This window comes from Methanoculleus sp. UBA374, assembly GCA_002508705.1.
GTDB lineage: Archaea > Halobacteriota > Methanomicrobia > Methanomicrobiales > Methanoculleaceae > Methanoculleus > Methanoculleus palmolei.
In genome coordinates this window covers 1-12727 of record DAYL01000002.1, presented here as the reverse complement: position 1 = coordinate 12727, position 12727 = coordinate 1, and the positions used below count along the sequence as shown (strand labels likewise).

At 58.0% G+C, this 12727-nt stretch carries 16 protein-coding genes; 6 read left to right on the top strand and 10 right to left on the bottom strand.

Annotation, left to right across the window (positions count from 1 at the left end):
* The 3 genes from ftsZ (at position 1) to BRA42_RS00315 (ending at position 3527) form a co-directional block, all read left to right on the top strand.
* Positions 1–1125 carry a cell division protein FtsZ gene (gene ftsZ / locus BRA42_RS00325; RefSeq protein WP_292408025.1) on the top strand — a complete coding sequence of 375 codons (1125 nt, stop codon included), beginning with the start codon at positions 1–3 and terminating at the stop codon, positions 1123–1125.
* A gap of 355 nt (positions 1126–1480) precedes the next feature.
* Positions 1481–2341, top strand: a complete 861-nt coding sequence (locus BRA42_RS00320; protein ID WP_292407827.1) for a coiled-coil protein — start codon at positions 1481–1483, stop codon at positions 2339–2341.
* A gap of 58 nt (positions 2342–2399) precedes the next feature.
* Positions 2400–3527: a DUF373 family protein gene (locus BRA42_RS00315; RefSeq protein WP_292407825.1), complete on the top strand. Its 1128-nt coding sequence runs from the start codon at positions 2400–2402 to the stop codon at positions 3525–3527.
* 546 nt (positions 3528–4073) lie between these two features.
* Here the strand turns inward: BRA42_RS00315 and BRA42_RS00310 are convergent.
* The 8 genes from BRA42_RS00310 to BRA42_RS00275 form a co-directional block, all read right to left on the bottom strand.
* Positions 4074–4517 carry a hypothetical protein gene (locus tag BRA42_RS00310; RefSeq protein ID WP_342770395.1) on the bottom strand — a complete coding sequence of 148 codons (444 nt, stop codon included), beginning with the start codon at positions 4515–4517 and terminating at the stop codon, positions 4074–4076.
* A gap of 249 nt (positions 4518–4766) precedes the next feature.
* Positions 4767–5042 (bottom strand): DNA-binding protein Alba, encoded by a 276-nt coding sequence (gene albA, locus BRA42_RS00305; RefSeq protein WP_292386048.1) that lies wholly within the window; start codon positions 5040–5042, stop codon positions 4767–4769.
* A 13-nt stretch (positions 5043–5055) separates the two neighbouring features.
* On the bottom strand, positions 5056–6072 hold the full coding sequence (gene asd / locus BRA42_RS00300) for an aspartate-semialdehyde dehydrogenase (protein WP_292407821.1): 1017 nt from the start codon (positions 6070–6072) through the stop codon (positions 5056–5058).
* A 46-nt stretch (positions 6073–6118) separates the two neighbouring features.
* Positions 6119–6292 (bottom strand): 4Fe-4S binding protein, encoded by a 174-nt coding sequence (locus BRA42_RS00295; RefSeq protein WP_292407819.1) that lies wholly within the window; start codon positions 6290–6292, stop codon positions 6119–6121.
* Between the two features lie 62 nt (positions 6293–6354).
* Positions 6355–7113 carry a 4-hydroxy-tetrahydrodipicolinate reductase gene (dapB, locus tag BRA42_RS00290; RefSeq protein ID WP_292407817.1) on the bottom strand — a complete coding sequence of 253 codons (759 nt, stop codon included), beginning with the start codon at positions 7111–7113 and terminating at the stop codon, positions 6355–6357.
* Entirely contained in the window at positions 7106–7981 is an 876-nt protein-coding gene (dapA, locus tag BRA42_RS00285; RefSeq protein ID WP_342770396.1) for a 4-hydroxy-tetrahydrodipicolinate synthase, read from the bottom strand. Before dapA ends, dapB begins: the two co-directional genes overlap by 8 nt.
* 10 nt (positions 7982–7991) lie before the next feature.
* Complete coding sequence (locus tag BRA42_RS00280) at positions 7992–8180, bottom strand: 30S ribosomal protein S17e (RefSeq protein ID WP_292407812.1); 189 nt, start codon at positions 8178–8180, stop codon at positions 7992–7994.
* 12 nt (positions 8181–8192) lie between these two features.
* Complete coding sequence (locus tag BRA42_RS00275) at positions 8193–8744, bottom strand: thiamine-phosphate synthase family protein (protein WP_292407810.1); 552 nt, start codon at positions 8742–8744, stop codon at positions 8193–8195.
* A 116-nt stretch (positions 8745–8860) separates the two neighbouring features.
* On the opposite strand from BRA42_RS00275, the gene BRA42_RS00270 reads away from it, so the two are divergent.
* Positions 8861–9043 carry a hypothetical protein gene (locus BRA42_RS00270; RefSeq protein ID WP_292407808.1) on the top strand — a complete coding sequence of 61 codons (183 nt, stop codon included), beginning with the start codon at positions 8861–8863 and terminating at the stop codon, positions 9041–9043.
* A 78-nt stretch (positions 9044–9121) separates the two neighbouring features.
* Here BRA42_RS00270 and priL read toward each other — a convergent pair whose 3' ends face one another.
* Both priL and BRA42_RS00260 read right to left on the bottom strand, forming a co-directional pair.
* Positions 9122–10126: a DNA primase regulatory subunit PriL gene (gene priL / locus BRA42_RS00265; RefSeq protein ID WP_342686179.1), complete on the bottom strand. Its 1005-nt coding sequence runs from the start codon at positions 10124–10126 to the stop codon at positions 9122–9124.
* A complete protein-coding gene (locus tag BRA42_RS00260) occupies positions 10126–10869 on the bottom strand; it encodes a DNA polymerase sliding clamp (RefSeq protein WP_292407797.1) in 744 nt (247 codons plus the stop codon). The genes priL and BRA42_RS00260 overlap by 1 nt, the downstream gene beginning before the upstream one ends.
* A 205-nt stretch (positions 10870–11074) precedes the next feature.
* On the opposite strand from BRA42_RS00260, the gene BRA42_RS00255 reads away from it, so the two are divergent.
* Complete coding sequence (locus BRA42_RS00255; RefSeq protein WP_292407794.1) at positions 11075–11686, top strand: RlmE family RNA methyltransferase; 612 nt, start codon at positions 11075–11077, stop codon at positions 11684–11686.
* Entirely contained in the window at positions 11664–12542 is an 879-nt protein-coding gene (moaA, locus tag BRA42_RS00250; RefSeq protein WP_292407791.1) for a GTP 3',8-cyclase MoaA, read from the top strand. The genes BRA42_RS00255 and moaA overlap by 23 nt, the downstream gene beginning before the upstream one ends.
* Positions 12543–12727: the final 185 nt, after the last annotated feature.

Here is a 12727-nt window from a genome sequence, read left to right as displayed (position 1 = left end):
ATGCAGACGATCATCAACGAGGCATTGAAACATGCAGAACGCGATAGGTATCAGAAGGCAGACGCGATCGAGGATGAAGACGACATCCTCGGTCAGCCGCGTATCGTCATCGTAGGATGCGGCGGTGCAGGCAACAACACGATTAACCGCCTGTACCACATGCAGGTCAATGGTGCAGAGACGATCGCGATCAACACGGACAAGCAGCACCTGGACATGATCCAGGCTGATAAGAGGGTGCTTGTCGGCAAATCGCTCACCAAAGGCCTTGGAGCCGGCGGTTTCCCGGATGTCGGCAAACGCGCAGCCGAGATGGCCCGACCGACGCTCGAGGGCCTGCTCAGCGACGCGGACCTGGTTTTCATCACTGCCGGCATGGGTGGAGGCACCGGTACGGGAACAGCCCCGGTTGTCGCACAGATTGCAAAAGATCAGGGAGCAATCGTCGTCGGCATGGTCAGTTACCCCTTCCAGGTCGAGAAAGCCCGTCTTCTCCGTGCGGAAGAGGGACTGGAAGCTCTCTCGGCTTCCGCCGACTCGGTGATTGTGCTCGACAACAACCGCCTCATCAAATACGTGCCGAACCTGCCGCTCGGTCAGGCGTTCTCGGTCATGGACCAGCTCATTGCGGAGACGGTCAAGGGCATCAGCGAGACAATCACCGAACCATCGCTCATTAACATCGACTACGCGGACGTGCGTGCTATCATGAGCAAGGGTGGCGTCGCCGTGATGCTCGTCGGAGAGAGCAAGCAGCAGAACAAGGCCGAAAGCGTCGTCCATGAGTGCCTGAACCACCCCCTGCTGGATATCGACTACCGGGGAGCAACCGGGAGCCTCATCCACATCACGGGCGGCAACGACCTGACCCTCCAGGACGCCGAGGAGATCGCAAGTTCCCTGACCTATGAACTCGATCCCCACGCGGACGTCATCTGGGGAGCGCGGGTGAACAGCGATTATGAGGGGAAAGTTCGCGTCATGGCGGTCATGACCGGCGTTAAGAGTGCACAGATCCTCGGGAGCCAGCGCGTCTACGAACCGACAGCGCAGCGGTCCAGCGCACCCATCGGCAAGCGCGTGGCGGGGGACGCGCAGAGTGGGCATCTCATTGACTTCCTCTAATCCCATCCTCTCTTCTCATATCTTTCTGGCTGGAACCGGTCGGCGGTATGCCCTCCGGTCCATCTACGAAATACTTAATAGTAGAGATGACGTTTGAATTATAGACGTTCTTGTATAATCCCTCCAGCACGGGTGTATTGTGCAGAGCGCAGAACCTGTGGGCCTCTGCGATTGCCAGGTATCGGGGTTGAACACATGAGCAGACAGATGAACGACGGTCTCGATTACGAGCCGGGAAACGTCTTTTCTTGTGGTGTAGCCGCTTACATGAGCCTCCGGTATACCTGCAGCGCACGGGAGCGGTCCCGCTGGCGGGAATATAGGATTGGTACCGAATGTCGAGGATTGGTTGAGAATGCTGAACGATCTGATTGAGAAGAGAAAAAAAGTCCTTGCGGAGTCTGAACAGCACAAAGATCGGCGTAATGAGTTGAATGCCCTTGCCAGCAAAAACGCCCGTGAGCGCAACGCGTTAAACACGCAGACCCGCGAATTCGTTGAGGAGGCGCAGCAGCACAAGGAGCAGCGGGACAAAATCAACGAGGAAGTTCAGGCGCTGAAGGACCAGAGGAACGAGTACAACGACAAGGCCAACGCGCTTTTCGAGGAGATCGAGTCCTTTAAGAAAGAACACGGCAATCTCCGGAACCGGGGCATCAGGGAACTGCAGAAGCAGATCGAACTCCTGGAATTCAAGCAGCAGACCGAGGTCTACAGCACCGATAAAGAGCGTGAACTGATCGAGAAGATCAAGCAGCTGAAGACGGCGGCGAAGGACCAGGAAGCTGAATTTGAGCAGAACAAGGAGATGCGGACGAAACTCACCGATGCCCGGGAGTTTCGCAGATTGGCCTCGGAGATCCACAAAGAGGTCACGGAGAAGGCCGAGGCCGCACAGCAGCATCATGACCTGATGGTGGAGTCCTACCGGAAAGCCGACAAGTCCCGAGAAGAAGCGGATGCGGCCCATCAGAAGTTCGTTGAAGCCCAGGAGGCAGCGGACGAGGAGCACAGGCAGTTCATTGCCTGCCAGAAAGAACTTCGGGACTACGACAAGGTGATCTCGGGCCTGCGGAAGAAGACCAAGAAGACCAAAGTCACCAAGGAACAGAAGGCCGTCCGGAAAGAGGCGGAGCGTGTCTTCCAGCAGTTCCGTGATGGTGAAAAGATCACGACCGACGACCTGCTCCTGCTGCAGCGTGCAAAACTTATTTAATACTTTTTTACTCCCCGCTGCAAATTATTTAATAGGAGCGGGGGAGATGTTCTAGTGGATGGCAAAAGAGCGGACGCTCGTCCTCTGTGTTGATCGTGACGACGATCTCGGGTTCAAGGCCCAGGTAGACGGTCCCATCGTAGGCAGAGAAGCATGCCTCCATGCAGCGACCGCTCTTGCCCTTGCCGACCCTGAGGACTCCGACAGCAACGCGATATTCGAGACAATCAAAATTTATGACCATCTCACCGAGAAAGGAGAAGAGGTTGCCGTCGCCGTCATCTGCGGCAATCATATGAATATGCTTGAGGGAGACCGGCGGGTAGCGTCCAGTCTCGATGCGATCCTGCAGGCGACGAACACGACGAACTGCATCCTGGTGACGGACGGCGCGGAAGATGAGTATGTCCTGCCGATCATCCAGTCCCGGGTGCCGGTCAGCAGTGTGCGGAAAGTTGTGGTCAACCAGATGCCGGACCTCGAGGGGACCTACTATATCCTTAAGCGCCTCCTTGACGACCCGAAAGTCTCGAAGATCGTGCTCGTGCCGCTCGGCCTCGTCATGCTCTTCTATGCCGTGGGATACCTGCTTGGATACCCCGAGGGCGCAACCATCGTTGTTGTCGGCGTCATCGGCACGTATCTGCTCTTTAAGGGTTTCGGGATCGACGAGGTCTTCGGGTATTTGATCAACTCGTTACAGGCGTCGCTGCACGGCGGGAGGTTCACCTTTGTCGCCTACATCGCCGCAATACTGCTCGGTATCGTCGGGGTCATTCTCGGGCTCGTCAGCCTCCTCAGTTATTATACCGCCTCCGGCATCTTCTTCCAGGTGCTCGCGTTCATCTACGGTTCCATCGCCTGGTTTACAGCCGCCGGCCTTGTTGCAGCGGGGGGAAAGATCATCGACGTCTTCTTGAACGAGCGGGAGGCGCTCCGGAGGGTGATCGCCCTGCCGTTCTTCGTGCTCGCCATAGGGGCCATCGCCTACGGGGCAAGCATCTATATCCTCTCGATCAGCAGCGAGATCTCCGGGTTCCCCGTAACGAACCCGGATGGCGTAAAGTACATCATCTTCGCCACAATCGGGGGCCTCTTCTGTGCCTTCCTCGGCGTCTATCTCCAGTCGCTCCTTGGCCGGTGGGTGGACGAGCGTGGACTGGTCACGCTGAAGAGAGAAGCATGAACCACTCCACCCGGCATTGATGGGCCGGTATAGTGCCAGCACTGCGGTGGGAGCCGCGAGATGCCACCCAGGAAGGGCCCGCGAACCTCTGCCATATCCGGAGCACTTGTGTACGACACTTCGACCGGTTAGACACATGAGGTCAGAATCCGGAACCGACTTTTCCCGAGGTTGCCCCAAAACGCCTTGCCGGGGGGACGCCCTCTCCCTATCCCTTCCCGAGTGGTGATATATTGTCTTCCTGCGGAAGATAGCAGGAGGCACCGTGAAAGTGTGACTCCCAATGGAAAGTTGTTTCACCGTCCTTGCCTGAATATGGTTCAGATGGTAAAAACTTTAGATATAAGTGTTCCGATCGGGGTGTACCGAAGGTTCAGAGATCTTTTTAGGACGACCTCATGGAAAATTGTATGGGGAATTTCGATCGAGGTGGATCAGCGGTTCGCAAACGGTGAAGTCGGCCGCACTCATCAGGGTTAATCGGGCAACAATCCTATCGTCAAGGGCGGGGCACGAACGGGGCCTTATCCGGCCCCGTTCATAGCCTCATGCAAAATAGCCGAACCCGTCGGAGATCTCGCTGACCTGCTCATAGTGCCGGACATCCTGCGGCGCTTTGATGGTGAGCGAAGGCACAACCACCCCGAACCGGTGCCCCGGGAACCAGTATGACCCATCTCCGTAGTCTTCTGACACATTGGCCACGCGCACCACAGCGTGATCAAGATCGAGCTGCTGAACCTCAGTGTCGTTGAAGTTGAGCACATCGAGCGCTTTCTGTTTCAGATCGTCCTTTCCGAGGAGGAGGACAAGGATACCGACGCCGTCGTCTATCGTATAGTTCATGGTGACGACGGCATCCTCTTTCTCCAGTTGAACGGTGATATTCTGCACCGTAATGTAACTGTATCGCTCATCGTCCCCGGCCACAGCAGGAGCGACGAGAGCGGACATCAGCGTCAGCACCAATCCGATCGTCACCCACTTCATAGTGTATACAATGTAGGGGTATGAGTCATAAAACCTTTATGGTTGGTTGGGGGCAAGGAGTGACCGGATATTACACTATCCGCTGAATCGCTCCTCTAAAACCGGGTTTTGAGGAGTTCCGGCACTTCCCAGCGCAACCGCAAGGAACGCCGAAGCGACGGAAAAAACCACCCCGGAGGGCGGTTTCACCACGCTTTTATCCGTCGCGCCCCCGGCCGGACTGCCCAAAAAGAGTGAACCCGGGGTGTCTCACTTTGCATGAGTGAGGACAATCTCGATACTCGATACGTTCGTCTTACCGGTATCGGTATCGATCATCTCGGTCGAGGTAAAGATCTCTTTCTTGTTCACGTTCTCCAGGAACCGGTTGAGCGCGATCTCCGCCGTATCAACTGCACGGGAGATAGCCTTTCCCCGGGCCTTGATTGCAACTTCCTCCGCTCCGTTGTTGAACTGGGTGACTACCGCAAGCACATAGTTCATGACTGGTTTGTTTCCCACGAATACTGTGTTATCCTTTATCATTAGCCCACCTCGTCTAAAGATACTTCTTCGAGTGTATCAGCTCGGCGTTGAGGACGGATGCGCCTGCAGCTCCGCGGATGGTGTTGTGCCCGAGTGCAACGAACCGTAATCCTTCCCGGATTCTCCCAACAGACACTGTCATGCCCCGCCCCCGGTTACGGTCAAGCCGTGGCTGCGGACGGTCGGACTGGTCGAGGAGCTCAACTGCCTTTGCCGGCTGTAAGGGTAGATTGCTGAAAGGCGACTTAAAGGTTGCGTAAACTTTTTTCACTTCCGCCACCGGCTCCTTCACGTCGACCCAGACCGCAATGGTATGCCCGTCGATGACAGGGACCCGATGACAACTTGCACTCACCCTGAACGGGGCCGGGGTCACCTCGGAACCGTCGAACGTTCCCATGATCTTCAGAGTCTCGGTCTCCAACTTCTCTTCTTCAGAGCCGATGTAGGGGATGACGTTGTCGTAGATGTCCATCGCGGAGACACCGGAAAAGCCGGCTCCCGAGATCGCCTGCATGGTCGCCGCACGCACGTCGTGGAACTCGAACGATCTGAGGGGTGCAAGGGCCAGTGTAAGGACGATTGTCGAGCAGTTCGGATTGGTCACGATAAACCCGTCACGTCCCCGGTCCCGCTGGACGTCGATCAGGCCCAGGTGGTCCGGGTTGACCTCCGGGATCACCAGCGGGACATCGGGGTCCATACGGTGCGACCGGGCGTTGCTGCAGACGGCAATGCCCGCATCGGCAATCTCGGTCTCAAGGGGTGTCGCTACCTCCGCAGGCAGCGCCGAAAAGACAAGGTCGCAGTCCTTCAGGCTCTCGACGGTCGTGGGGGTGACAACAACATCGCCGACGTTGTCCGGGTACGGCGCATCGAGGCGCCAGTTGACCACCTTGCCATACGGTTTTCCTGCACTCCGTTCAGAGGCGGTAAGCGTCTGGAGATGGAACCAGGGATGATCCGCTAACAGTTGAACGAAGCGCTGTCCCACAGCTCCTGTGGCACCAAGCACTCCTACATTAATCATAGACAAAAATATCTGTAGTGTTGGTGGTATTAAAGAGTATGTTTCTTTATTCCATTGAGATTGCCTCAGACGGACACTCGTCGACGCAGGTCTCGCACTCGACACAGAGATCGATATCCACTTTTGCTTTGCCGTCTACCATGCTGATGGCGGAAGCCGGACAGACATCTACGCAGGTTTCACAGGCGGTACACTTCTCAATATCAACAACTGCTGGCAACTTCGTTCCTCCGAATACCCATACTTTATGTGCGTGTCAAAAAATAAATTTTGCTTCCCCTTTCACAGTCCGAGGACTTCCTGCATGGTGTAGATGCGCGGTTCTCTGCCGACAACCCACCGGGCGGCCCGGACCGCACCCTGGGCGAAGACCGCCCGGTCGTAAGCCCGGTGGGAGATCTCGATGCACTCATAATTCCCTGCAAAGAGGACGGAGTGATCGCCGACGATATCGCCGCCGCGGACGACGTGCACTCCGATCTCATCTTTTCGTTCGGTCTCGCCGACACGGCCGTAGACCTTCTCGCGGGTCCCGAGTTCCTGGTCCAGGATCTCAAGAATGGTCTTTGCCGTGCCGCTCGGGGCGTCCTTCTTGTAGCGGTGGTGGGCTTCCGTGACCTCGATATCGTAGTCGCCGAGTTGTCTGGCCGCCTCCCGCACGAGTTTCCAGAAGATATTGACGCCTACTGAGAAGTTGCTCGATATCACCGCAGGGACGTTCCCCTCAACGGCATCTCGGATAACTTCTCTCTGTTCGGGGGAGAATCCAGTCGTCCCGACGATGAGCGCCACATGATTTCGGGCTGCCGCCCTGACGTTCTCGACCGCGGCAGCCGCAACGGTGAAGTCGATGAGGACATCCGGCTTTTTTTCGTTGAGGAGCGCGTCAATCCGATCGGCCGGAACCACTTCTCTCCCAAAAAGCGTCCCTGCCCGCACGTCGCTCCCGCCGACGAGTTCCATGTCGGGGGCTTCGTTCACGATCCGACCGATGGTGGTGCCCATTCTCCCCAGGGCTCCGGATACGGCAACCTTAATCATAGTTCACCAGCACTTTTCTCAGTTGTTCCGTCTTCGCTTCGTCGAGTTCGTCGAGCGGCAGCCGGACCGAACCCGCGGCCATCCCGAGGAGTCCCACCGCCTTTTTCACGGGTATGGGATTTGTGTCGATGAACATCGCCCGTATGAGCGCGGCAAGTTCGTAGTGCAGGTCCTGTGCGCGGGCAAGATCGCCTGCACGGAAGGCGTCGTACATCTGCACCATCCGGCCGGGGTCAACGTTTGCTGCAACCGAGATCACGCCCGCGCCCCCCAGCGCGAGGACCGGGAGGGTCATCGCATCGTCCCCGGAGAGCACGATGAAGTCTTCGTCCCGCGTCCCTTCGATGATACGGGAGATCTGGGTGATATCCCCGCTTGCCTCCTTGATCCCGACGATGTTCGGGTGCCGGGCCAGTTCAATCACGAGATCGGGCTGGAGGTTCTGTCCCGTCCGGCCGGGGACGTTGTAGAGGATGACCGGCAGGTCGAGGTCGGCCAGCTTCGTGAAGTGCTTGATGAGCCCGGAGCGGTTCGGCTTGTTGTAGTACGGGCTGATGACGAGCGCACCGTCCGCGCCCGCGTCCTTCGCCGACCGGGTCAGGTGAACCGCCTCTGCCGTGTTGTTCGATCCGGTCCCTGCAAGCACCGGCACCCGCCCGTCGACAACCTCGACGGTCTCACCGATCACCCGCTCGTGCTCCTCAAACGTGAGCGTCGCCGACTCCCCGGTCGACCCGCAGGGGACGATACCGTGGACGCCATGCTGCAACAGCGACTCTATGTTGGACCGTAATCCTTCAATATCGAGACTCGCCCCGGAGTCCCGGTGAAAAGGGGTAATGATTGCCGGAAGGATTCCCTCAAACATATAGTGAGGTTTACCGCTTCTTTGTATTTATCTTTCGTGAGATGTACCCGGCAACCCTGTTCCGGACATCCTTGCTGTCGATCACGGCAACTTCGGCGACGGCATGCTTATTTTCTTCAAAATCTCCGCTGAACCTGTCGCGATGCTTGACAATGAGCTCCTCACCGAGGTTCTTGATATACGATGGTTTTATTCCCATGTGGACCTTCCCTTATAATTGTGCATAGGTAATGCGATTTGACAGTTTAAGAATATTTTGTGCGACCTGGGCCGGGTCCTCCGCGAGGACCCTGATCATCGGCTCTTTCCCTACGGCTCCCCGGTCGTAGATGATATCGGGAACGCCTTCCTTGCAGCAGGACGCGACGCCCCAATCCATCGTCTGAACCCCCGGCGGCTCTCTTGCCCGGTCAAAGGAGCAGACCTCGAAGAAGAGGTTCTCCAGTTCCTGAAGGACCGCTGCGGAGAAGCGGATGTTTGCCGCGCTCCGGATCCGGGGGTCAAAGTGCATTGTCGTAAGGACGACCCGGGCCACGTGGTCGCTTGCTCCGAACGCGATCTCCCCGACGGGGTGGACCCGGTCGCCGAGCCTGACGATCCGGCCGAGGACCCCGGCGACATCGTCCCTGCCATGCGCGTCGGGCAGAGCGTAGACGATGTTCATTCCGACCTCCGGGATGAGCCGGATGTCCATCCGCTCGGTAAGAAGCACTACGGCCTGTTCCAGCCGGTCGATCACCCTTTCGCGGTCTTCCTGTGTCATGCTCCCGATCTTCGTTCCGGGTGCCATATATGGGTTGCGCTCGGGGCAGTCATGCATGTCGCCCCCCCGCTCGCCCCGGGGATAGAGATATACCTGCACGTATCCAACCTCTCTGCATGGATTTACGGATTCTTGAGGTTCTGGCTGCAATCGGGTCCCTCGCACTCTTCATCGTGGTGCTGGTGATGCTGCCCGCACAGATGGAGGGGATGACGGGACTCTCATACATCGTTGCGCTGGTCATCTTTATCGCCGCGCTCAGCGTCGCGGGTTATGCGATCGATAACATGGCCGCCTGATCTCTGCCCGGAAAAAACCCCTCGCTTACACAATACCGTTTTTCCCGGTCCCCTTGTCCGACAGGGGCGGAAAAGAGGTCAACTTCGTTTTTTCCGGATGTTCTTCTTGAACCGGTAGTAACTTAAGGGGTGATTGACCCGCTCGCAGTCCTTATTCCGGTTGGCGCAGAGTCCGAAGGTACGCATGGTGGCGCAGGAGGGCGGGGTATACTCGGTGCCGCCCCGGCCGGAGATGTGCTCCACCTGGTACATCGTCATATCCAGGTCGAAATCGGGAGCCTGCGCGAAGACCTCCGCAATCCGGGTGGTGTCCATCCCGATGGTATGGAGGAACGACGTGATGGCGAACCGGCCCATATGCGTCAGGTTCGCCCCGGTAGTGATTGCCTGGATGAGCGCGTTGATGCAGGGCGGAAACGCCTCCTCCTTGATCTCGCCGAACTCTTCGAGGACCTGCTGCTGGCGCAACGCGGCGATCTCTTTTGTAACCGCTGCGAGACGTTCACAGATCGCGGGAGGGACGCGGAGCGGCAGTTGATCGACGAGGATGACCCGGATCCGCTCCCGGATAAGTTCGTCGATCTCGCCCGGCTCAAGCGTCACATTTCCCTGCTGCACGTCCCTGTTGACGAGCCGCCAGCGCTGGTCGCGCAAGTGGGGCACCAACTCCACGTACGCGGTGACCGGCAGGGTCGAAGTCCCGGCATCGATGCCGATGCTCCAGGCGACGAACCGCCGTATCTCCGGGTCCTCGGTCGCAAGGAAGAAGGATGCGCGTTCCGCTTCGTAGCGCGCAAGGCGGTCGATGAGGGACCGGTCGCCCAGGCAGGAGACCAGCATCCGGGCAAGCGCGTAACTTGCAATCTCAATTTCGGGTTTGAGGTTCGGCGTCTTCTCGTCCTGGAACTCCTTCTTCGCCATGAGCGCAGCGCTGACGCGCTCCTTTGCCCGTTCGAGCGCCACACCTCCCTGGCTGCTTGAAAGGAACTCTTCGAGCGACTCAACGTGTCGGCGTGCCAGCTTCTGCGACTCTTTCAAAAATGGGTATTTCGTGAGTTCTTTCTGATCAAGGACAACATCCATTAATCGGCCTCAATCCGAGGGGCAAGGAGGTACTCAACGCGGCCGTTGCCGTCCGCAATAGTAAAGGCAAACCGGACCGGGTGATCGATGCCGAGGTAGACCTCCACCTCATCCGCGCGTGCCATGACCCGGCCCATGTCTTTGAGGTAATCGATCGAAAAGAGCGAACGGGCCCGCACCGGGTTGAGTGCGACGAGTTCGTCTTCGCCGAGCGCGAGTTTGATGTGGTCGGTGTCGCCCTCCGCCTCCATGTAGAAGGTCATGGTATCGGGGTCGATCCCGAGAGCAATCTTGTCGGAGATGACGGCAGCCGCTTTGATGGCGTTGTTCAGCGCGTCGCCCGAGAGGACTGCTTTTCCGGGGAGGTCGATCCCCGGCGGGTTCGGGTCCTTCCGGATGGTGTTGACGTCGAGGAGTGTGATCGAGTAGCGGTAGCCGCCAAAACTCAACTCCAGTTTTCGCTCTTCATCAAGCAGGCTCAAGGTCAGCGCATCGCCTTTTCCCATCATCCCGAGGATGTTCTTCATCTTTGCGATGTCCAGACCCAGTTCTCCGGCGGTTGCCGAAAAAGTGTTGAACGCCGTACTCTGGAGTTCCAGGGAGACCATGGCCACATTGGCAGTATCAACTGCTCGCGTCCGGATCTGATCCTCGGCTGTGTGCAGACGGCACTCCGTCACCAGTGCGGCGATCGCGTCAATGGATTCCCGAAAAATTTCTGCATCAATCGTTGCCTTTAACATTGTGACCCCTTATCAAACTCTCGTTTACGTATATAATCGCGTTTTACATTATAGTGTTTTACGTTTATCCTCCAGCCGGAGTGAGGCGGCTGGAGTTACATACATTCATAGTTTACTGCATCGAACACATACATATATTACTCCTGATCATGCTGATAGTATATAAGGTGCCGTCTATCATCTTCAAACGGAGGGTTATCTCGCAATGGGTTCTCAATGGACAAAAGACAGCGTCTATAGAAAGGCGATGAAAGCAGGGTATCGGGCGCGGGCGGCCTACAAACTGCTGGAGATCCAGCAGAAGAACGGGATCATCAGGCCGAGCGACAACGTCGTCGACCTCGGGGCGGCGCCGGGGAGCTGGCTGCAGGTGCTCCGCGACCTGACCGGGGGAAACGTCGTCGGTGTGGACCTCAATCCGATTGCGCCGATGGAGGGCGTCACCACCATTGTCGGGGATTTTACCGACCCTGCCGTTCAGGAACGCATCCGCGAGGAAGCCGGGGGAATCGTCAATGTCATCGTCTGTGACGCCTCTCCGAAACTCTCCGGCCAGAAGAGTTACGACCAGGCCCGGGCGATCGGGCTTGGCGAGGAAGCCCTGGCGTTTGCGTGTACGATCTTAAAGCCCGGCGGCAACATGGTGGTAAAATCGTTCCAGGGGGAACTCTTCGGGGAACTGCTCGCCGAAGTAAAGAAACGCTTCTATTCCGTCCGGGGATATCGGACGAAGGCGTCGCGGAGAGGGAGCGCCGAGACCTATATTATTGCAAAGAATTTCAAGGGAACCTGCGATGGTGCTGAAGGACCCGTATAACAGGACCGTGACCAACCTCCGGATCAGTCTGACCTCCCGGTGCAACCTGCGGTGCATCTACTGTCACGCGGAAGGTGAGGTGAACCCGGAGGAGCAGATGAGCGCCGAGGATATCGCCGAGCTGATGCGGGTGGGCGTGCGGTTCGGTATCAGGAGCATCAAGTTCACCGGCGGAGAACCCCTGCTCCGCCGTGACCTCACGGAGATCATCCGCTCGGTGCCGCCGGGCGTCGAGTCATCCCTGACGACGAACGGGACGCTCCTCGCCGCAAAAGCTGCGGAACTCAAAGAGGCCGGGCTTGCCCGGGTGAACGTCAGCCTCGATACGCTCCGCCCCGAACGCTACCGGGCCATCACGGGGAAGGACTGTCTCGCGGACGTTCTCGCCGGGATCGATGCGGCGATCAAGGTCGGCCTGACGCCGGTCAAACTCAATATGGTCCTTCTCGAGGGCATCAACGAGGATGAGGTCGACGATTTCATGGCGTTTGTCCGGGGCAAGCGCGACCTCATCCTGCAGGTCATCGAACTCATGGAGTTCAACGAGTGCAAGTTTCACGGGGACGTGGACAGCGTCGAGCAGGAATTGAACGAGCGGGCAACCCAGGTCATCACCCGCAGGATGCACCACCGGAAGAAGTACTGCCTCGACGGCGCCGAGGTCGAGGTGGTCCGCCCCCTCCACAACACGGAGTTCTGCGGGTTCTGCAACCGCCTGCGCGTGACCTCGGACGGGAAACTCAAGCCCTGCCTCCTCCGGAGCGACAACCTTGTCGACACCCGGGGAAAACACGGCAAGGAACTGGAAGACGCGTTCCGGGAAGCCGTAAGCAGGCGTAAGCCGTTCTTCACGTGACGACCCGTCAGGCGCGAATTCAAGCCCCGGACCTATTGGTCCGTCGGCACGCGAAAACGCTCCGCGGTTTCTCAAGCTCCGGACCCATCGGTCCGCCGGCACTCGCAAAACACCCCGCGTTTTCTCAAGCTCCGGACCTATCGGTCCGCCGGCACTCGCAAACACTCCGCGTTTTCTCAAGCTCC